We start from the raw sequence: 20,645 nt of genomic DNA, 5'->3' as shown, positions 1-20,645 counted from the left end.
ATCCTTTCTATTTTACCACATTTTTTGAGAAATATAAGTGATAAAAGGCTGGTGGATAGAGCTTTTGGCGATTATTTTTCGGATTTATTTGATAGTAAGCCTGAAAATTTCTATAATAGCTAGTCAAATCCGTTTCAATCTGCAAAAAATCACCTGATTCTATCGGCTTGACTTGAGGATACCAGTCGTCTAGTTGACGGTTTAATAGATTGTCTCCTTGATGATAAGCTTCCTCCTGCTTCTTCATCCAGTAAGGCGTTTGGTAGTACAACTGTTGGCGAATGTAGTGACAGATAGTTGAATCTTGCTCAACTGCAAAACGAGGCAGTTTTTGTTTCTGATAAGGAAATCGTAGAATTTCCAAGAGATTTCCTTGACCATAGGGAAACTCCTTGACCCGAAAATGAAGCTTGCCACGTAGGTCCTGATGCAAAAGGTATTTGAGTCTCAAAACTTGCTTTTTGAAATCTAGTTCCCAAGCATAGAAACCCATATTTTGACTATAATAGAGAAATCCCCTTTGCAGTTGTGTAAGTCTCTCTTTTAACCAGAGTTTTTCTCCCAGTAGCCAGATAACTTGGTATCCCTGACTACGGTAGCCTTGACTTCTATGACCTAAAAGCTTTTGAGACAAGGGACTGCACTGGACCTCCAGAGCTAGTTTCTCATTGACGAGAACATCCGCTATTTGCTGAATCTTGGGCAGACTATATTCTAAAGCGACCTGATTGTCCTTCTTGGCCCAGTGATAAAGGATCTCTTTGTTGCCCAAGTGTTCTGGACTTTCATTTTCAAAAATAGCGATGCAATCTCTTAACCTTTCATGGGCAAAATGCGTTCGAATGCTCTGTCCTTGGCGTAATCGTAGTCCACCACCACAGGCTGGACAAGTATAATCTTGCCTAGTCACGTCTTTTTCGAGGGCATTCACCAAATTTCCCTTGGCATCTCTGGCTACAAACATGGTCTACCTCCTTTTCTCATTTATTCGAAAAAGAAGTAAAAAAGACTGGATTTCCAGCCTTTCATGATATTATTTCTTATCTTTTTTGTCTCTTAGAATATTTTTTTAGCATGGGAATGAGATTGGCGATCTGCTCACTTCTAATGACCAGCACGCCATATTCTTGGCAGCGATTGGCATAAGCTGGATTGATTTTTCCAGTACAAACAATCAACTTGAGGCAACTCTCCCCAGCAAAATGATTGGCGTAAACTTCTAGTTCATTGATGGCTTCGACTGATAAATCTGTCATCTTGCAGGAGATAAAGGTAATCGAGCGTCCCTTTCTCAGAATGACATCAATCTCATTTTGGACATTATCCGCCTCTGGAAAGATGCCATTCCAATCAATCTCACCGCCTATCATGCACTCATCAAACAGCTGAGATTCAAGTGCCAAGAGATAGAGATATACCTCTAAAATATGCCCCTTGTTGCGACAAAAGACCTGAGCTTCTTGACTTGGAAAACTGTAAGCTACTCGTTTTTTGTCCTCACTTTCAATACAAAGCATCCCTGCTTCCACAAGTAAAGGAATAAGGGATTTTGGATAGTGATAATATCTGCCATTGTTTTCCAGTATCTTTTCTGTCTCAGCATGCAGGTCATTGGTCTTAGCTAGAGAGAAAAATTGGGTCACTTGATACCAGTGGGCAGGATTGGCAATGGCAGAGCTGGCTAGCTTTTTGATGGCTGCAATTTGCTGAGCTGAGTGGATAGGGCGTTTGGATTTGAGGATTTTTCCACCACGCAAGGCTATCAGCTGCTGGATGCTTAGGGTTGGAATGTCCAAATCTTCTTTTTCTAACTGTCCGGCTACCCACTTGTATTGTTTTCCTCGCTCAACATCCATGGCAACGATGGGGAGGTCCCGATCCAAGCCGTATTGATAGAGAGATAAGGCTAGTAGCGAATCCCCACCAAAAACATCGAGAAGGACTTGGTCATAGCCTGCTAGACAATAATCTAACTGGTCCGCTAGTTGTTCTAAGGATAACTGACGAAAGGTCACTCGTTGGATATGAGGCACCTCATCCATGATAAACTGACGGAGGGAGAGCTTCTCTTCATTGCTTATTTTCGTCAAAGATAGAAAAAGAATCTCGTCACAATCACTGATAAAGGCTTGGTAGACATTCTTTTCCAATACATGCCGATCATACAATTCCACCAAAAGACTCGTCATTCGACCACCTCCATCATAAAGACTTTCTTGCGCTGAGAGTATCAGCAACACAGTTCTACTGCTCAGATTTCCTACTTCTAGTATAGCATAAAATCCTGCTCGCCCCAATCAACCAACGCAAACAAAAACGAATAGAAACTTTGCAAAGTGGTCTCTATTCGCTGGTATAGGTTTTTACTTGACTTTTTTAGCTAGCATAGTCGCAAAGCGTAGTTGAATGCGATTGCCATTTTCATCACGACGGTGCAGATGTCCTGGATTTTCATTATATTTGACCAATTCCCAATCCTTGTAGTAGTCCGCCAACTCCCCTTCTTTAAAGGTGAATGGGAAGTTAACCGAGCAAGGATAATCCTCCGTATCCATGGCACAGACGATGAGATTGTAGCCACCGACTGTGGTGTGCTCCTGCATATTTTGGATAATAGCTGGAATGCGGTCCGCTTGTAGGAACATCAGAACAACTGTCGATACGATGAAATCATAGTCTTGGCTAATGCTGGCTGAATTGATATCATAAAGTCCGACAGGCATGTCTAGATCCTCTTGCTCTACGATGCTTTGCAAGATTTCAAGGGACAATTCATTTTGATCCACAGCTGTCACATCAAAACCATTCTGTGCGAGAAAGAGAGAGTTACGCCCCTGACCACAACCCAAATCCAAGGCTCTTCCTGGTTTCACCGTCTGCATAGCCTCTAAGACTTCCGAATGGACTGGATTGGTCTGGTATTTCTTAGGGAAATAATCCTCAGGTTTACAATAAAATTCCAAGTACCACTCTACATCGTCTGTTGCAGCCTCTACTCGATGCCAGGCTTGCGGTTGTGCCATGGGATTGTCAGCTCCTGCCTCAAAGAGGTGCTCAGCTAGAACCTCACCATCTTCTGTTAACTCAATAAACTTGAGTGCCCCCTTCAAGACAGTAATTTTTCCCCAAGTGCCGACTTTAGTATTGTGCTTTTGCTGAACTGCTTCAGGCATGGTCTGTTTATTCCACAAGGGCATCCGTTTATAGGCAATTAGTTTTTCCATTTTACTTCCTCTTCTTAACGCTGGTTGACAGCTTTCATCACACGCGCGATGTCGCGGTTTTGTTCACGACGCTTGATCGACTCCCGTTTGTCATAGTCATGCTTCCCTTTAGCAAGTCCTAAAAGGAGTTTGGCGTAGCCATCTTTGATATAGACTTTAAGGGGAACAAGGGTCATTCCTGTCCCTTTGGTCTCTTGTTCCAATTTTTGAATTTGCTTCTTATGGAGCAGGAGTTTACGACGGCGTTCTGGTTCCTGGTTCCAGATATTGCCCTCTTCGTATGGGGCAATATGAACATTGCTCAGCCAGACTTCCCCATTTTTTACTTGGGCAAAGCCATCCTTGAGATTGATTCGAGCAGCTCGTACACTCTTGATTTCAGTTCCAGTCAGGACCATCCCTGCCTCTAGCGTATCTACGATTGTATAGTCGTGGCGCGCCTTTTTATTTTGTGCGACGACCTTTCCCTCGCCCTTTGCCATGCTTGGCTCCTTTCTTAGCTACTTCCTTGTAAAAAGGTTTCTTACCTTTTTTCTTCTTGTCTTTTTGTGAATGCTTGCGCTTATCATTTGAGCGTCCTGATTTTCTCTTGTCTTCCTTCTTATCTGAACGACGACTTGAGCCACGACCTCTATCTTTGCGCCCAGCTTGTTTCAAACCTTTTTCGATGACATCAAACTCACTTGGGATATAAGAGAAGTCAATTTCACCTGTCATCTTATCGGCTCTTTCAACTCGAATGCGAATCTGCTGACCTACACGGAAAGTTATGCCCGATTTCTCCCCACGGAGAGTCAAATCCCGTTCGTTGAAATGATAAAATTCAGGTAGATTGGTAATGTGAATCAAGCCTTCAACTGTATTTGGCAATTCGACAAAAAGACCGAACTTGACAATGCTGGATACAACTGCATCGTACTCTTCTCCCACGTATTCTTCCATGTACTCAGCTTTTTTCATAGCTTCGACTTCACGCTCCGCCTCAATGGCACGACGTTCACGATTGGAAGACTGGGTTGCAATCTCTGGAATCACTTGTTCAAAATGCTCTGCTATTTCCTTAGAACGGCCGTAATCCCGAATCATTCGGTGAACAAGAAGGTCAGGATAACGACGAATGGGGCTGGTAAAGTGAGTGTAATAGTCGGCCGCTAGTCCATAGTGACCGTGATTATGCTCTGAATAACGAGCCTGTTGCATAGAACGGAGAAGCATCATTGACAATACATCCGCATAGGGTTCTCCCTCAACAGCACGCATGATGTCTTGAAGCGCCTCCTGGCTAATCTCACTGGCAGTCCCATAAATCCGCAAACCAAAGCTTGAAGCATAATCAATAAACTTCTGAACTTTTTCAGCCTTGGGCTCCTCGTGAATCCGATAAATGAAAGGTAGATCCAGCTTGCTAAAGTGCTCGGCAACCGTTTCATTAGCAATCAACATGAAGGACTCAATCATCCGCTCAGCAACACCACGCTGACGAAGAACGATATCAACTGGCTTGCCTTTTTTATCCACCAAGATCTTAGCTTCACTGGTATCAAAGTTAAGGGCACCACGTTTCTCACGCATGCTTTCTAGCCTTTCATGGAGCTTGGCCATGAGTTCGATACTTGGAACAATTTTCTTAAACTCTTGTCTCTTTTCCTCATCGCCAGCTAGGATGTCATTGACAGCGCTATAGGTCATACGGAAGCTAGTCTTGATAACTGTTTGGGTAATGGTGTAATTAACCACACGACCGTGTTTATCAATTTCCATAATAGCAGACTGGGTCAAGCGATCGACTTGAGGATTGAGGGAGCAGATACCATTTGACAAACGCTCTGGAAGCATTGGTACCACTCGGTCTGTCACATAGACAGAAGTCGCGCGGTTAAGGGCTTCCTTGTCAAGGGCAGAACCCTCGGTCACATAGTAGGAAACATCTGCGATGTGAACTCCGAGTTCGATATTGCCATTCTTTAAAGGCTTGATGTGTACTGCGTCGTCTAAGTCCTTGGCATCCGCACCGTCAATGGTAAAGGTGATTTCATCTCTCAGGTCCAGACGACCTCCCATATCCTTTTGAGACGGAGCTTCTGGCACACTTTCTGCTTCCTTGAGAACAGCTTCTGGAAATTCTGAAACAATATCCATGGATTCCAAGACTTCAAGAACGTCAATCCCAGCATCAGTCGAGTGCCCCACCACGTCTAGCACACTAGCGACAAAGAAATCATGTTTCTTACTTGGGTATTTGTCAATAAAGACCTTGAGAACTTCAGTACCTTCCAACTTGATAGCCGGTTTCTTCACATAAATCGGTTGGCTGATTTTCTGATTCTTTGAACGGATGTAGCCCGCATACTTGGGCTTTTCCTGATCCAGAACGATTTGCCCGACAACTGTCGTCAGGCTATGTTCTAGGATATCAATAATTTTGGCTTCTGCTGCCGTTCCCTTATTACGGTCAGCAACTTTCTTAATGACTACCTCAACGGTATCGCCATCAATGGCATAGTTGACATCGTTTTTTCCTACAAAAAGGTCGTCCTCTTCACCTTCCAGACTGACAAAACCAAAGCCGTTTTTATGGGCATGAAAAATCCCTTTGAGGGTAATTTCATGTTTCTTCTTTTGGTCCAGACATAAACTACCATCATCTTCAAAACGAATCTGGTGCTTTCTTTCCATCAGAGACAGGGTTTTAATCAACTCACGGAAATCCTTGGACCCATCCTTTCCGAGAGCCTGAGCCAGGTCATTTACCGTCACTCGCCCCTTCTCTTGCAAATATTCTTTAATTTTATCTTTCATATTTTCTTTCTAGATTTTTTAATTTTCTTTTACTGTAAGACCTTCTCAAACATCATTTAATACTCAATAAAAATCAAAGAGCAAACTAGAAAGCTAGGCGCAGGCAGTACTGGAATACGACAAGCCGACGCTGAAGTGGTTTGAATTTGATTTTTGAAGAGTATAAAAATAAAAATAGGCTAAGACCTAGTCTCGCCCATTTCTTATCTACTTGATAATACTGTCAATGCTAAGGCAATGGCTAGCCAGAAAAAGACTAAAATACCTGTTAAACGTTGCATCACAGCTTCAAAACCACGCGCTTTACTACGTTCAAACAAATCACCTGAGCTGGCATCAAATACATTGCTGGATTGGTTCTTAGTTGGTTGCATGAAAATCGCAATCACAATCACAACAGATAATACTAATAAAATGGTTAATAATAGGTTATACATATCAAACTCCTTAAAATCCCTATTATTTTACCATAAATTCTACTTAGATTCAAGATGTAAAGTTACTTTTCTTTCCTTTGGACAATATTTTAACACCTCAATCTTGTCTGGATGGGTTTTGGAGTTCTTACTGGTTAGATAATTCATGCTGCCACAAGAGGAGCACTTGAGATTGATTTTTACTCGCACTAGATTTCCTTTACTTTTAATAATGATCTAAATTGCACTAAGTTACATAAACAACTGAAAGCCACACAGGCTGCTGTCGCATAAAAGACAGCATGGTAGCCCAAATATCCTGCAACTGCGGATCCCGCCATAGGTCCGATCACTCCACCGAGGTAAAAAAAGACTTGGTTGAAGGCGAAAATCCTTGAAATACCTGATTTTGGAGTCATTTTGCTAAGAAGCGCATTGACACCTGGTATGAGAGCTCCCGTTCCCAAACCAAAGAGAAAACGATACAAGCCAAGTTGAAAGGGGCTGGTTGCATGGGCACAAAGAAGGTAAATGATGACGGAATAAATCTGCGCTGCAACTAACAATCTATGATTCCCTACCTTATCGCCAAGTTTTCCTAGAATTCCAGCACTCATCATGCTAGAAAATCCCATGCTGGATACGATTAATCCTGATACAAAGAGGAGATTCTCAGTCTGCCCTAAGTCCCGCACATAGAGAGCTAAAATGGGGCCAATTGATTGAGCTGAAAATTGAATGACGAAGCTCGTCAAAAACAGATTTACTAAAAGCCTAGGATACTTGAAAGAAGAAAATACTTCTTTCGTTGGGATAGCCTTCTCCTTAGCCACTGGTTGAAAATCTTCCTTGATAAAGAAAATAGTCAGGATTGCAGCTAAAAATAAGAAAGCACCTACTAATAAAAAGACATTACGAATTCCAAAAATTTCAGCAATAAAGCCTCCAACAAAGGGGCCCGTCAATGTTCCTGCAACAACACCTGTAGATAGAGTCCCCAGAGCCGCTCCAGACTTATCTTTGGGTACCTGACTAGCAATCAAGGCTGTTGCATTGGGGACAAATCCAGTAAATACACCATTGAGCAAGCGCAAAAAGAGTAGCCAATAGATATTTGGCACGAAGGCCAAACCTCCCATAGTTATGGTCATGGCAAGACCCGCTCGAATCATCATGGGTTTTCGACCATACTTGTCAGCAAGAATACCCCAGATGGGAGAAACTAGAGCTGCTGAAACAGCCGAAACTGAGATGGCTAATCCAGCATAAAAAGCAACTTGGTCTCCTTCAATTCCCAACTGCTCTACAAAGATAGGCATGAAAGGAACGACCAAGGAAATGCTGGCGCCCGTTAGAAAACTACCGAACCAGGCGACACGAAGATTCTCTTTCCAACTAATCTCTTGCACAGCTATCGCCTCCTTCAAGTAACTTCACTACTTGAGCCACAAGCTGATTACGACTGCCATTGTTGTCTAGAACATGACTGGCCAAATCTTTCTTTTTCTCTAAAGACCATTGGGCGGCCAAACGAGACTCTGCTACTTCCTTAGAAAGATGATCCCGTTTCATGAAACGTTCCACCTGAACATCACGGTCCACATAGACCAGCCACGTTTCATCAAACCAAGCACTGTAGTCCTGTTCAAAAAGCAGGGGAATATCCATGAAAAAAACCGTTTCTGTCTGGGCTAACTGGTCTCTCAGTGCAGCCAATTCCTCACGAATAATCTCTCCTTGGGTTTGTTTAGACCATTCCCGCTCCTCAGGGTTTGAAAATATGAGACTAGCTAGGAGAGGGCGATTGAGTTCTCCATTTTCAAGGATTATTTTTTGTCCAAAGTGCTGAACTAAGAGCTGATAAAGACGACCACCAGGTTTTTGTAGCTGGTGGACGACTGCGTCAGCATCCACCACTTGAAAGCCTTTCTCTCTTAGGAAATTTGTCACAGTTGACTTCCCAGAGGCAATTCCTCCTGTGATTCCGATAATTTTTCCCATCAGCTCCTCCTTTGACACTGAGGACAAAAATGAGTTCCCCGTCCACCGAGCTGTAATTTCTCAATCACTGTCCCACAGCGCGAACATGCTTGTCCAGTCTTATCATAGACCTGATGGAAGTCCTGCATGGTTCCATCTTCCCCAAAGGCATTGATATAGGTTCGAATAGTTGAGCCCCCTTTTTCAACGGCCTGTCCCAAAACAACAATGGTCTGGTCATGAATAGCTGACGCTTCTTCTAACGTCAAAGTCTGGGAAGGTCGAGCAGGATGAATCTGCGCTCGCCAGAGGACCTCATCCACATAGATATTGCCAAGACCAGCTACCAAGGTTTGGTCTAGGAGGTGGGATTTGATTGGTTTTTTAGATTTGGCTAGGGCAGCTTGAAAGACCTGCAAATCAAAGTCCTGATCTTTGGGCTCAGGGCCTAGTTTCTTAGAAATAAAGTAGGCATCCAAAAGGTCAGGCGCCAAGAGTTCCATGGTACCAAACTTGCGTACGTCCTCATATACAAGAGTGCCGCCGTCCTCAAAATGAATCAAAACATGGGCGTGTTTACGTTCTGGAACTTTGTCTGGATAGTAAAAATACTTTCCCTCCATTCGCAGATGAGAAATCAAGACCTTGTCTGTCAAGTAGAAAAGCAAATATTTTCCACGGCGTCCCATTGACTCAATTACTTGACCAGCTAGTTCTTTTTGAAACTCTTCCAAATCTGTCTTAATCATCTTGGGATAACGAATCTCTATATTAGAAATCTTCTTTCCCAAGAGCAATTTTTCTAAGCCACGACGAACCGTTTCAACCTCAGGTAATTCAGGCATAAATCCTCCTTCTGTAAAAACAAGAAGCAGGCATGAGCCCACCTCTACTTAGTATTCTTTTTCATTATAGCCAAAGTCAGCCAAATCTAGCTTTCTATCACGCCAGTTTTTCTTGACCTTGACCCAAGTTTCTAGGAAAACCTTATCCCCTAGCATGAGTTCGATATCACGACGGGCCATAGTCCCGATTTTCTTGAGCATAGCCCCACCTTTTCCGATGATAATGCCTTTTTGACTATCACGCTCGACCATGATGGTTGCACGGATATGAACCTTGTCTGTCTCTTCATCACGCTTCATAGAGTCGACCACTACTGCGACTGAGTGTGGAATCTCTTCTCGAGTTAGGTGCAAGACTTTCTCACGAATCATTTCTGAAACCAAGAAACGCTCAGGGTGGTCTGTGATTTGATTAGATGGGAAATACTGGAAACCTTCCTCTAGATTTTCACTCAAAATATCGATTAGTCGAGAAACGTTATTTCCCTGAAGAGCTGAGATAGGAACGATTTCCTTGAAGTCCATCTGGTTACGGAAGTCATCAATCTGAGCCAAAAGCTGGTCTGGATGAACCTTGTCAATCTTATTCACCACCAGAATCACAGGAACCTTGGCAGCTTTCAGACGCTCGATAATCATGTCGTCGCCCTTACCACGTGGCTCATCAGCTGGCACCATGAATAGAACAGTATCCACTTCACGCAGAGTACTATAGGCAGATTCCACCATGAAATCTCCAAGAGCTGTTTTTGGCTTGTGAATCCCCGGTGTATCGATAAAGACGATTTGCTCCTTATCCGTGGTGTAAATTCCCATGATTTTATTACGCGTTGTTTGCGCCTTGTCACTCATAATGGCAATCTTTTGCCCCATGACGTGATTCAAAAAGGTTGACTTCCCAACATTGGGACGTCCCAAAATAGCTACAAAGCCTGATTTAAATGTCATAATTTCCTCTTATAGTTTAAAATAGTATATCCCAAATGCGTGGGATAAAGATAAGTGCACCTGTCACTGCAGCAAAAAGAGAGACAACTAGCACGGCTCCTGCTGCCATGTCCTTGGCTTTCTTTGCCAACATAGAAAAGTGATAGTGACTGGCTAGATCCACCACATTTTCAATAGCAGAGTTAATAATCTCAAAGGCTACTACCAAGAAAATGCTCATTAGGAGAAAGAGCCATTCAATGCGTGACACCTGAAAAACAAAACCTGCAAGGATGACTACTAGAGCCGTCACTGCATGTTTTCGCATATTGCGTTCTTCCTTGAAAGCAGTCAGAATTCCTGTAAGAGCAAATTCTAAACTGGATACCAGGTCACGATTTTTCCATTTTCGTTTATTGTCTTGTGAGTCCATAGGCTGTCAAAATTTCTTCTTGTAAACCGAACATCTCCGCTTCTTCTTCCGGAGTGTAGTGATCATAGCCGTTAATGTGTAAAAAGCCGTGTACTGCCAAGAAGCCCATTTCACGCTCAAAGCTGTGACCGTATTCCTCAGCCTGCTCATGCGCTTTATCGATAGAGATGAACAGTTCCCCAATATAAGCATCAAACTCAGACATCATCTCTGCTAATTCAGGATTTTCAAGCAAATCTTCTTCATCAAAGGCAATGTCCAACTCTGGTTTATACTCAAGGCTAATGACATCTGTCGGACGATCCGTATCACGGTACTCAAGGTTGAGTTCATGGCTACGCTCGTTGGTCACAAAAGTGACCGCCATCTCCTTGTCTTCTTTTCCTATTTTTTGGGCTGCAAATTCCAAAATCTCTTGGGTTTGGTGCAAGATTTCTTGTGAAACTTGACCAGTTTCATCTACCATTTCAATATACATGTACTTCTCGATTCTCTTTACTTGGCTTTATTATACCATATTTCCATGATTTTATTCTACCTTTTTGATATAATACTATGGAATACAATCACAAGGAGAGAACGATGTCATTTGACGGATTTTTTTTACACCATATGGTTGAGGAATTGCGAAGCGAGTTGGTCAATGGTCGCATTCAGAAAATCAATCAGCCTTTTGAACAAGAGTTGGTCTTGCAAATCCGCAGCAATCGCCAAAGCCATCGCCTGCTCCTTTCTGCCCATCCCGTTTTTGGTCGCATCCAGCTGACCCAAACAACCTTTGAAAATCCAGCCCAACCTTCGACTTTTATCATGGTTTTGAGAAAGTATTTGCAGGGTGCTCTGATTGAGTCGATCGAGCAAATCGAAAATGACCGTATCGTGGAAATTACAGTTTCCAATAAAAATGAGATTGGGGACCATATTCAGGCTACCTTGATTATCGAAATCATGGGTAAACACAGTAATATTCTCCTCGTAGATAAAAGTAGCCATAAAATCCTCGAAGTTATCAAACACGTCGGCTTTTCACAAAACAGCTACCGCACCCTGCTTCCTGGATCGACCTATATCGCTCCACCAAGTACCGATTCTCTCAATCCTTTTACTATCAAGGATGAAAAGCTCTTTGAAATTCTGCAAACCCAAGAACTGACAGCAAAAAATCTTCAAAGCCTCTTTCAAGGTTTAGGTCGTGATACGGCAAATGAATTGGAAAGTTTATTGGTTAGTGACAAACTATCCACTTTCCGTAACTTTTTCGGTCAAGAAACCAAGCCTTTCCTAACGGAGACTTCTTTCAGCCCAGTTCCTTTTGCAAATCAGGTGGGAGAGCCTTTTGCCAGTCTCTCTGATCTTCTGGATACCTATTACAAAGATAAGGCAGAGCGCGATCGCGTCAAACAGCAAGCCAGCGAGCTCATTCGCCGTGTTGAAAATGAACTTCAGAAAAATCGACATAAGCTTAAAAAACAAGAAAAAGAGTTACTAGCGACAGACAATGCTGAGGAATTTCGCCAAAAGGGAGAATTGCTGACAACCTTCCTTCATCAAGTACCTAATGACCAAGATCAGGTTACCTTGGACAACTACTACACCAATCAACCTATCACCATTGCGCTTGATAAGGCCTTGACCCCCAGCCAGAATGCCCAACGCTATTTTAAACGTTACCAGAAACTCAAAGAAGCTGTCAAATACCTGACTGAACTGATTGAAGAAACCAAGGCTACCATTCTTTATCTAGAAAGTGTGGAGACTGTGCTCAACCAAGCTGGACTAGAAGAAATCTCTGAAATACGTGAAGAATTGATCCAAACTGGCTTCATTAGAAGACGCCAACGTGAAAAAATCCAGAAACGCAAAAAACCAGAACAGTATCTGGCGAGCGATGGCAAAACCATCATTTATGTCGGTCGTAACAACTTGCAAAATGAAGAGCTAACCTTTAAAATGGCTCGCAAGGAAGAACTTTGGTTCCATGCCAAGGACATTCCAGGAAGCCATGTCGTCATCTCAGGAAATCTTGACCCTTCTGACGAAGTTAAGACAGATGCAGCGGAGCTAGCTGCCTACTTTTCCAAAGGGCGCTTGTCAAATCTAGTTCAGGTAGATATGATTGAAGTGAAAAAACTCAATAAACCAACTGGTGGCAAACCTGGCTTTGTAACCTACACAGGGCAAAAGACCCTCCGTGTCACCCCAGACCCAGAAAAAATCGCATCTATGAAAAAATCCTGATTTCAAGTGAAATCAGGATTTTCGTTTACAATTTACTCTGCAATCAAGGTTTCCAAACCAACCTTCATCATATCGGTGAAGGTATTTTGGCGTTCTTCTGCAGTGGTGTCTTCATCTGGATTGACCAAGCTATCAGAAATGGTCATGATAGCAAGGGCATCAACGTGGTGTTGGGCAGCAAGATAGTAAAGAGCTGCTGCTTCCATTTCCACAGCCTTGACTCCCCATTTACCAAGCTCGATGTTCTTTTCAAAGTAGTTTGAGTAAAAGACATCTGATGACAAGACGTTCCCAACGTGGGTTGTCATACCAAGTTCTTTGGAGATATGGTAGGCCTTGTCTAGCAAATCAAAGCTAGCGATTTGTGGGAAATCATACTGTGGCCAGTCATTGCGGATGATGTTTGAGTTGGTTGCAGCTGCTTGCGCCAAAACCAATTCACGGACGTGGACATCTTCATTCAAAGAACCAGCAGTTCCCACGCGGATCAATTTCTTTACACCGTAGTCCACAATCAACTCACGCGCATAAATCGAAATGGATGGCATCCCCATCCCAGTTCCCATGACAGATACACGGTGGCCCTTGTAAGTACCAGTGTAACCAAACATGTTCCGCACTTCGTTAAAACAAACAGCATCTTCAAGGAAGGTCTCCGCAATAAATTTCGCACGAAGAGGATCCCCCGGAAGAAGAATTTTATCAGCAATTTCACCTTGCTGAGCAGCAATATGGATAGACATAATATAAGATACCAAACCCGTCAAAAAGCGAAGGGAAAATAGGAGTTGAGCGCAGTGAGCGATGCTCGCTAGACCAACTATCTTTTTCCCACTGCTTTTAGGGTGGGTTCAATTCCTTTCTTTCTTAATTTTGATGATATTGAGAAGACTAGACCGGCTTCAATTCAAAACCGAACCATCCTCTCTATGTTTTTAGAAAAGTTTTCCGCTCGTGTTCAAATCAGAACACACGCTCTACCTTTCTTTTTGTATATTTAGGATAGCGACAGAGAACAATGTAAAAATAGGAAACTGACGAAGCATCGCAGATGCTAGACAGTTTATCTTTTTTACACGGTTCTCCGCCCGTATTCAGTTCAGCGAATACGGTTTACCCATCCTTTCTTTTATTGTTATGAAAGATTTTCCGCTCGTGTTCAAATCAGAACACTTCACTCTACCTTTCTATGATAAGTATTCATTACAATTCAGCAAGAATCGCTTTCAGCAAGCCTTTAAAGTCGCCTTTGACACGTTCGGTTACTTCTACAACTTCTTCGTGGTTGAGTTCTTCTTGGAAACCAGCCGCAAAGTTAGTAATACATGAAATACCGAGAACTTTCAAGCCAGAGTGGGCTGCCACGATTACTTCAGGAACCGTAGACATACCAACGGCATCTGCTCCCAGTGTCTTATAGGCACGAATCTCTGCTGGTGTTTCATAAGTCGGACCAGTCACACCAATATAGACACCTTCATCAAGCTTGATACCAAGTTTTTTAGCCACTTCATGGGCAGTAGCGCGGTATTCTGGTGTGTAGGCCTTAGACATATCAGGGAAACGTGGACCAAAATCATCCAAGTTTTCACCCATCAATGGGTTCTGCCCCGTCATATTGATATGGTCTGAGATAGCCATCAAGGTACCAGGACCATATCCAATACCTCCAGCTGCATTGGTTACAATGACACCTTCACATCCGAGAACTTTCATCACACGTACTGGGAAAGTCACGACTTCAAGAGGATTTCCCTCATAGAAATGGAAACGACCTTGAAGAGCCAAGACCTGACGCCCTGCAAGTTCACCATATACCAATTTACCAGCGTGCCCAACTACTGTAGAGCGGCCCCAGTTTGGGATATCTGCATAGTCTACTACAATTGGATTTTCGATTTCTTCTGCCAATTCTCCAAGTCCTGATCCAAGGATTAGACCGAACTCAGGCGCTTGGATTCCCTTGTCTTTCAGGAAAGCAGCTGTTTCCTTGATTTTATCTAAAAATGTCATTGTGTGTCTCCTTTATTATTTTTTAACATTTGACCGATTTTGTCAAAGGTTTTTGCATTGCGAATGGTGATGTTGCGATAGAAAGGCATCTTGAGCAAGTACTTGTGATAGGCAGTTGCATAGTAGGATTCTTCAGAGAATTTCCCCCAGAAAATCCCAAGTCTTCCAAAATGAACCACTTCATCTTTCAGTTCCAAACTGTTCACTTTCTCGATGACTTGATCCACATCCAAGCTCTCCGTGTAGAAGAGCACATCCTTTCGTGCCAAATCTTTGGTCCACCATTCAGGCAGATTTTCAAGTTCCTCTTCAAAGTCCTCAAGACTCAACAAGGAAAAGCTCTGAATAAATGGATAATGGATTTCAAAGAAAGCCTCTAACTTTTCAACCAATTGGGCTTTGGGAGCTGTCGAAGTAAAGAAAATGTTGCCACTGTTGATGTAGGTTTCAACCTTTTCCACTCCCAACTCTGTCAATTCTTGACGAAGTTGCGACATAACAACCTTATTCTTCCCACCGACATTAATGCCCCTAACCAGTAAACCATAGTGTGTCATCTTATACCAATTTATCTAAGAAACTTTCCCCAATCATGGCAGTTTCCACACCAAAGTTATCCGCAACTGTCGCTGAGATATCTGCAAAATGTCCAACTGGAATGACACCATTTCCATTAAAGCTAGGGCTGTAAGCTAAAAGTGGAATATATTCACGAGTGTGGTCAGTTCCAGCATAGGTTGGGTCATTTCCGTGGTCCGCAGTAATCAAGAGAAGGTCATCCTCTCTCATAGCAGCGATAATTTCAGGCAAGCGTTCATCGAACTCATGCAAGCAATCACGGTAACCATGAGCATTGCGGCGGTGGCCGTAAAGAGCATCAAAGTCAACTAAGTTTGTGAAAGAGAATCCTTTTTCAAACTCAGCAAGTCCCATGGTCTTCAATAATGTATCAATTCCATGGCTGTTTGACTTGTTGTGGCCCATGTCATGGTTGATACCAGCGCCGTTAAAGATATCGTTGATCTTACCAACAGCGTAAGTATCGATGCCAGCTTCGTTCAATTTATCCAAAACAGTTGGAGCAAATGGAGAAACGGCTAAGTCACGACGATTTGCTGTACGAGTGAAGTTACCTGGTTCACCAACATACGGACGGGCAATGATACGACCTAGAAGGGCTGGGCGATCAAGGGTAATTGAACGAGCGTATTCACAGATACGGTACAATTCATCCAAAGGAATAATGTCTTCATGGGCAGCAATTTGCAAAACAGGGTCAGCTGAAGTATAGATAATCAACTCTCCAGTTTCCATCTGACGAGGTCCGAAATCATCGATAACAGCTGTACCTGAGTAAGGTTTGTTGGCTTCACGAATGACCTTACGTCCTGAAAATTCTTCGATTTTTGTCAAGATTTCTTCTGGGAATCCGTTCCAGAAAGTATCGAAGGGCTCAGTAATGTTGAGTCCCATGATTTCCCAGTGTCCAGTCATGGTATCCTTACCAAGTGATACTTCTTCCAATTTTGTTGCATAACCTGTTGGATTGCTTTCAGCTGGTACAGTCTTAAGCGGCGTTTCGCGAGGAATATTTCCTAGACCGATTTTAGCCATGTTTGGTACATTCAAACCAACGGTTTTTGAAATGTGTCCCAGTGTGTCAGAAGCTCCGTCTGGAACCCCTGCATTGACAAAGTTATTGGCATCTGGCGCAGCACCGATTCCTACAGAATCCAGTACCACCAAGTGAATCCGATTAAATTTTGACATAGTCTGTCTCCTTATTATGTTGATTAGTTTGCTTTTGTTGAAGTTAAAATCTGAACACCATCTCGTCCCGCTACGATGACCTTATCCACCATTTGGTTGAACAAGCCGTGCTCTACGACACCAACGACATGGTCCAATTCTTGTCCGAAAGCAATCGGATCTTCAATGACATCCAAAGCTAGGTCAATGATAAAGTTCTGCATATCGGTCACAAAACGTTGACCGTCTTTTTCACGAAAACTTGGTTTGTAGCCAGCTCGCTCAAACCGACGAAAGACCTGTTCTGCGCCATACTGAACCACTTCTACTGGCAATTTAAAAGCACCTAGTTTCTCTACCAGTTTGCTTTCATCTACCACCCAAATGTATTCTTTTGAGGGCGTTGCCACAACCTTCTCCATGAGAAGGGCACCACCTCCGCCTTTGATTCCGTTAAACTGGCTATCTACTTCATCCGCCCCGTCAACCGTCACATCAACAAAATCCACTTGATCAATCGACTTGAGCGGGATGTTAAGTCCTTCAGCCTGTTTACTGGTCACACTGGAAGTCGTTACAGCAGTAATCTGCAAACCTTCTTCCTTGATCCGACGACCTACTTCCTCTACGAAATAGTAGGCAGTTGATCCAGTTCCGAGTCCAACAACCATACCATCCTTGACAAACTCAGCAGCCTTGATACCTGCCATCTTTTTCAGATTCTCCACTTAAATACCTCCATTAAAGAGCTATTTTTATTATAACATGTATCCGTTTTTATTTCATGGATACACTGGAAAAACCCGAACATTTTTATTTCGGGTTTTGGTGTCCTATTTAACCATATCAGGATCGTAATCATAGAATCCTGTGTCGAGGAAACGGTTTTTAGGGTGTAACTTGCGCACTTCCTCATCTAACAAGAAGGCTTGGTCATGGCTGAAATTCCCCTCTTGGATTAAGCCACGCGCCTGAATAAAGAGTTTAGCAATCTCCACAAAATTCTGACCTGGTGTGTAGAGTCCCTCTAGCTTCCAGTGAGTGAAACCATGTTCTACCAATTCTGTCAATTTGGTCATCAAATCAAGGTCGTTATTTGCAAAGATGTGGGTACCATGATTGTCTTCAAAGATAGAGTAATGGCTCTCTGGATCACTTGGTTCAGCCAAGAAGAGGTCACGTTTACGCGTTTTTTCATCATCGATATGCGTAAAGTTATAATAGTTTTGCAAAAGTGGTCGCTTAGAATGGTGGATGACACTAGCTCCGTAAACCAACACTTCAGCAGGAATTTCCAAAATCTCGGGCATCTTGAAGAGCTCGGCAGATGGAATTTCACGCGCCAAAACCGCCTCAGATGCGCCAGCCTTTTGACCCCAGAAGTTAATCTGACGACTGCTTGTCACCATGGTTGAAGCATCGTAGATAGTCTTAAAGGAATAGCCATCACGGTTGACCACATAAAAGACACCTGCATCCCCAACAGTAATATAGTCTGTCTTGATTTCTTCCAAGAAGTCTAGGAAAGGCTTGATACGGTCCATCATATCCTGGTGCATGAGGGCGTTGACTGCAACGATCAATTCCTTACCCGCATCATGAACGAGCTTAGCGATGGTGCGCAACTCTTCATAACTAAAGGTCGTTGGCAGACGAAGTCCAAAATCTTTCTCACCGACATAGATACGATCTACGCCAGCTTCGAGTAGTTGTTCAACTTGTTCAATACTTTCAGCAGTTGCTGTAATGATAATCTTTTCCATAAGGAAAATTATACCACAATTCTTAAAAATCAGCTATGAATACTAGGATTTTTATAAAAAGTCAAAGTCATTTTTTAAAGATTGCAATCAAAAAGTGAACAGTAACTAGTACCGTCCACTTTCTTTTTTATGTATGTGTTTTTTCAACTAGGTGACCATCATTCATCACATAAATACGGTCAACCTTATCAAGAAGGCGTGTATCATGTGTAATCATGACAACTCCTCTACCTTGTTCGTGGGCAATGGCAGCCAACATTTCCGTTACTTGGTAGGCACGCTGGGTATCCAGACTGGCCGTTGGCTCATCTGCAAGCACGATACTCGGATTATTATAAAGCGCTCTAGCGATTGCTGCACGTTGACGTTCACCACCTGATAAAGCCTTGGGATAATGATCTTGTACCTTTTCCAAATCCAACAAGTCAAGTAACTCTTTTCGATCACTTTTACTATTTTTTCCCTTATCCAGTCTGTCAATCAAATCCAGCTCTTCCTTGACCGTTAGAAAAGGAATTAAGTTTGAAGCTTGTAGAATAAAGCCAAACTCTCTAAAACGAAGGTCTGTTTTCTCCTTCTCCGTTAAACTGCCTGTTTCCTTCCCCTTGACTAGAATCTTCCCACTCGATGTTTCCTGAAGTTGTCCAAGAGTCGTTAGAAAGGTCGTCTTTCCAGAGCCAGAAGGCCCAACGATAGCAACGAACTCTCCCGCATTTAGCTGAAAATTCGTCTCATGCAGGGCTATGACTTTCATCTTTCCTTCCCCGTATGTTTTTGTCACTTGAGTCATTTCAATCAGTGCTGTCATACTATTCTCCTTATCATTCTGCAATCGCAGTAATCGGGTCCACCTTTAGCAAGCGTGGAAGTGAAATGACACCACCTAGAAGGGCCATCAAGGAAATTACCAAGCTTAGGACAGAGTAAGCTATCCAGCTTGGGTAGAAAAAGAAGGTAGCTGGTAAGACTAAAATCACTCCTCCGATTGCCAGCAAGGCTAAAGCAATCCCCATACCAGCTAGGAGGAAGATTTGACAGAATAGAGACCATACAATGGTTTTGATCTGTATCCCTTGAGCCCGCATTATTCCATAAAGTCCTAGTTTTTGGATGGTAATGATATAAACAAAAATACCCACAATCAAGCCTGTAATGACAATCATAGCAAGAATCATCCCTGAAAACACATTAACCTGAGGTGTGTAACCAGGAATTTTTGATATCATTTTTGGAATGGAAATCTGTTTCAGTCCATCACCAGCCACTTCTATGTCATTTTTCAATACCAAGGCAGAGATAGAACGATTGGCTTTCAAGGTTCCTTGTAAGGTCCAATAAGTTGTCAGACTCGTAAAGACAACAGGCTCTGTGAAAAATTTATTTCCTTGAGTCAGGCCTACAATCTTGTAACTTGAATCGCTTCCATTCAGCTGAATGACATCACCTAGCTTCATCCCATAGTTTTCAAAGGACTGATCCACGACAACCTCATCATCTCCTTCAGGATAACGACCCTCCGTCAAACTAGGAGAGATAAAAGAGTCCCAGTTTTGAGCAAAGATGGAAACATTGACCTTTTCACTACCATCGACTAGATTGGTTACAGCAAACATATAGCCCAATGGAGCAGCCTCTTCAGAACTCTTTTCCTTGTAGTCCTTTTCAGGAATAAAAGATGCCGTCAAATTATCATTTGCGTAGTCGGATAAAACGACACCCGTTGCTTGCCAGTTATCAATAGCGGCCCGGTTGTTTCGCACAAGACCGAGAGCTAGACTGGTCATAAAAAAGACCATAAAAGCGATAAGAAAAATGGTCGTTAAGATCAAACTATATCGAAGTTTGTTTCGTAATATCTCTTTGATAGCAAGATACATGCTTATCTCCTTTAACATTTCCCAGAGGTAGCAAAAAGCCACCCAGTCCAATAGACAGAATCTCTGTCCTTCCATCCATTCAAAACAACTCCTACCAATACTCTTCAAAAGTATCCAGGTAGCAACTCAACAAATCATCTTAGGAAAAAGCCTCAGCTTGCTATCAATTTATATAAGTTATCCTTTTCTTTCTCAGTATATTTATAATTAAGAAGGTCAGGTCATCTGTTTTAAGTGTAACATCCATGCTATCATTTTCCCCAGTGGGTGTCAAGAAGAGAGACTTAGAAGTTGATAAGAGACTTTAGTAGTTTTGTAACAATTCTGTAATAATTCTCTGCATAAAAAATGATAAAATAGTTATGTACTGTTAAGGAGAGA

22 protein-coding genes are annotated in these 20,645 nt (G+C 42.6%); 1 reads left to right on the top strand and 21 read right to left on the bottom strand.

Annotated features, from left to right (window positions below; translation table 11 throughout):
* Positions 1 to 7: 7 nt before the first annotated feature.
* From GMD6S_RS00410 to ybeY, 13 genes are all read right to left on the bottom strand, one after another.
* Positions 8 to 964: a competence protein CoiA gene (locus tag GMD6S_RS00410; protein ID WP_000495884.1), complete on the bottom strand. Its 957-nt coding sequence runs from the start codon at positions 962 to 964 to the stop codon at positions 8 to 10.
* 76 nt (positions 965 to 1,040) lie between these two features.
* Positions 1,041 to 2,189 carry a DUF1887 family protein gene (locus GMD6S_RS00405; protein ID WP_000202635.1) on the bottom strand — a complete coding sequence of 383 codons (1,149 nt, stop codon included), beginning with the start codon at positions 2,187 to 2,189 and terminating at the stop codon, positions 1,041 to 1,043.
* Between the two features lie 174 nt (positions 2,190 to 2,363).
* On the bottom strand, positions 2,364 to 3,224 hold the full coding sequence (tehB, locus tag GMD6S_RS00400; protein ID WP_000413061.1) for an SAM-dependent methyltransferase TehB: 861 nt from the start codon (positions 3,222 to 3,224) through the stop codon (positions 2,364 to 2,366).
* A 14-nt stretch (positions 3,225 to 3,238) separates the two neighbouring features.
* Positions 3,239 to 3,706, bottom strand: a complete 468-nt coding sequence (smpB, locus tag GMD6S_RS00395) for an SsrA-binding protein SmpB (protein WP_001051750.1) — start codon at positions 3,704 to 3,706, stop codon at positions 3,239 to 3,241.
* Positions 3,669 to 6,023, bottom strand: coding sequence for a ribonuclease R (gene rnr, locus GMD6S_RS00390; RefSeq protein ID WP_000653277.1), 2,355 nt, complete (start codon positions 6,021 to 6,023; stop codon positions 3,669 to 3,671). Before rnr ends, smpB begins: the two co-directional genes overlap by 38 nt.
* 203 nt (positions 6,024 to 6,226) lie before the next feature.
* Entirely contained in the window at positions 6,227 to 6,460 is a 234-nt protein-coding gene (gene secG, locus GMD6S_RS00385; RefSeq protein WP_000282517.1) for a preprotein translocase subunit SecG, read from the bottom strand.
* Positions 6,461 to 6,499: 39 nt separating this feature from the next.
* Positions 6,500 to 6,649 (bottom strand): 50S ribosomal protein L33, encoded by a 150-nt coding sequence (gene rpmG / locus GMD6S_RS00380; RefSeq protein WP_007519517.1) that lies wholly within the window; start codon positions 6,647 to 6,649, stop codon positions 6,500 to 6,502.
* Entirely contained in the window at positions 6,649 to 7,848 is a 1,200-nt protein-coding gene (locus GMD6S_RS00375) for a multidrug efflux MFS transporter (RefSeq protein ID WP_001156301.1), read from the bottom strand. The genes rpmG and GMD6S_RS00375 overlap by 1 nt, the downstream gene beginning before the upstream one ends.
* The gene (gene coaE, locus GMD6S_RS00370) at positions 7,835 to 8,440 is read right to left on the bottom strand and encodes a dephospho-CoA kinase (RefSeq protein WP_000516165.1); all 606 of its coding nucleotides are present in this window, start codon (positions 8,438 to 8,440) and stop codon (positions 7,835 to 7,837) included. Before coaE ends, GMD6S_RS00375 begins: the two co-directional genes overlap by 14 nt.
* The gene (gene mutM, locus GMD6S_RS00365) at positions 8,440 to 9,264 is read right to left on the bottom strand and encodes a DNA-formamidopyrimidine glycosylase (protein ID WP_001114636.1); all 825 of its coding nucleotides are present in this window, start codon (positions 9,262 to 9,264) and stop codon (positions 8,440 to 8,442) included. The genes coaE and mutM overlap by 1 nt, the downstream gene beginning before the upstream one ends.
* Positions 9,265 to 9,312: 48 nt before the next feature.
* The gene (gene era / locus GMD6S_RS00360; protein ID WP_000143277.1) at positions 9,313 to 10,212 is read right to left on the bottom strand and encodes a GTPase Era; all 900 of its coding nucleotides are present in this window, start codon (positions 10,210 to 10,212) and stop codon (positions 9,313 to 9,315) included.
* Between the two features lie 16 nt (positions 10,213 to 10,228).
* Positions 10,229 to 10,624 (bottom strand): diacylglycerol kinase family protein, encoded by a 396-nt coding sequence (locus GMD6S_RS00355; protein ID WP_000378180.1) that lies wholly within the window; start codon positions 10,622 to 10,624, stop codon positions 10,229 to 10,231.
* Positions 10,605 to 11,102 (bottom strand): rRNA maturation RNase YbeY, encoded by a 498-nt coding sequence (ybeY, locus tag GMD6S_RS00350; RefSeq protein ID WP_000275165.1) that lies wholly within the window; start codon positions 11,100 to 11,102, stop codon positions 10,605 to 10,607. The genes GMD6S_RS00355 and ybeY overlap by 20 nt, the downstream gene beginning before the upstream one ends.
* A 104-nt stretch (positions 11,103 to 11,206) precedes the next feature.
* Here ybeY and pavA point away from each other — a divergent pair, with 104 nt between their 5' ends.
* Positions 11,207 to 12,862, top strand: coding sequence for an Rqc2 family fibronectin-binding protein PavA (gene pavA, locus GMD6S_RS00345; RefSeq protein ID WP_000006755.1), 1,656 nt, complete (start codon positions 11,207 to 11,209; stop codon positions 12,860 to 12,862).
* 32 nt (positions 12,863 to 12,894) lie between these two features.
* Here the strand turns inward: pavA and deoD are convergent, their stop codons facing one another.
* The 8 genes from deoD to GMD6S_RS00305 form a co-directional block, all read right to left on the bottom strand.
* Positions 12,895 to 13,605 (bottom strand): purine-nucleoside phosphorylase, encoded by a 711-nt coding sequence (gene deoD / locus GMD6S_RS00340; RefSeq protein ID WP_000022105.1) that lies wholly within the window; start codon positions 13,603 to 13,605, stop codon positions 12,895 to 12,897.
* Positions 13,606 to 14,065: 460 nt separating this feature from the next.
* Positions 14,066 to 14,875 (bottom strand): purine-nucleoside phosphorylase, encoded by an 810-nt coding sequence (locus GMD6S_RS00335; RefSeq protein ID WP_000143351.1) that lies wholly within the window; start codon positions 14,873 to 14,875, stop codon positions 14,066 to 14,068.
* The gene (locus tag GMD6S_RS00330) at positions 14,872 to 15,432 is read right to left on the bottom strand and encodes a DUF1697 domain-containing protein (RefSeq protein WP_025172604.1); all 561 of its coding nucleotides are present in this window, start codon (positions 15,430 to 15,432) and stop codon (positions 14,872 to 14,874) included. Before GMD6S_RS00330 ends, GMD6S_RS00335 begins: the two co-directional genes overlap by 4 nt.
* A gap of 1 nt (position 15,433) precedes the next feature.
* Positions 15,434 to 16,645, bottom strand: a complete 1,212-nt coding sequence (locus GMD6S_RS00325; protein WP_000033113.1) for a phosphopentomutase — start codon at positions 16,643 to 16,645, stop codon at positions 15,434 to 15,436.
* Between the two features lie 23 nt (positions 16,646 to 16,668).
* Positions 16,669 to 17,352 (bottom strand): ribose-5-phosphate isomerase RpiA, encoded by a 684-nt coding sequence (rpiA, locus tag GMD6S_RS00320; protein ID WP_000429279.1) that lies wholly within the window; start codon positions 17,350 to 17,352, stop codon positions 16,669 to 16,671.
* 105 nt (positions 17,353 to 17,457) lie between these two features.
* Positions 17,458 to 18,387, bottom strand: a complete 930-nt coding sequence (locus tag GMD6S_RS00315) for a peptidase U32 family protein (protein ID WP_000411180.1) — start codon at positions 18,385 to 18,387, stop codon at positions 17,458 to 17,460.
* Between the two features lie 127 nt (positions 18,388 to 18,514).
* Positions 18,515 to 19,195, bottom strand: a complete 681-nt coding sequence (locus tag GMD6S_RS00310; RefSeq protein WP_000125735.1) for an ABC transporter ATP-binding protein — start codon at positions 19,193 to 19,195, stop codon at positions 18,515 to 18,517.
* A gap of 13 nt (positions 19,196 to 19,208) precedes the next feature.
* Entirely contained in the window at positions 19,209 to 20,264 is a 1,056-nt protein-coding gene (locus GMD6S_RS00305; RefSeq protein ID WP_000280281.1) for an ABC transporter permease, read from the bottom strand.
* Between the last annotated feature and the right edge of the window lie 381 nt (positions 20,265 to 20,645).

Source organism: Streptococcus sp. GMD6S, from assembly GCF_000297015.1.
This window is presented reverse-complemented; position numbering and strand designations above follow the sequence as displayed.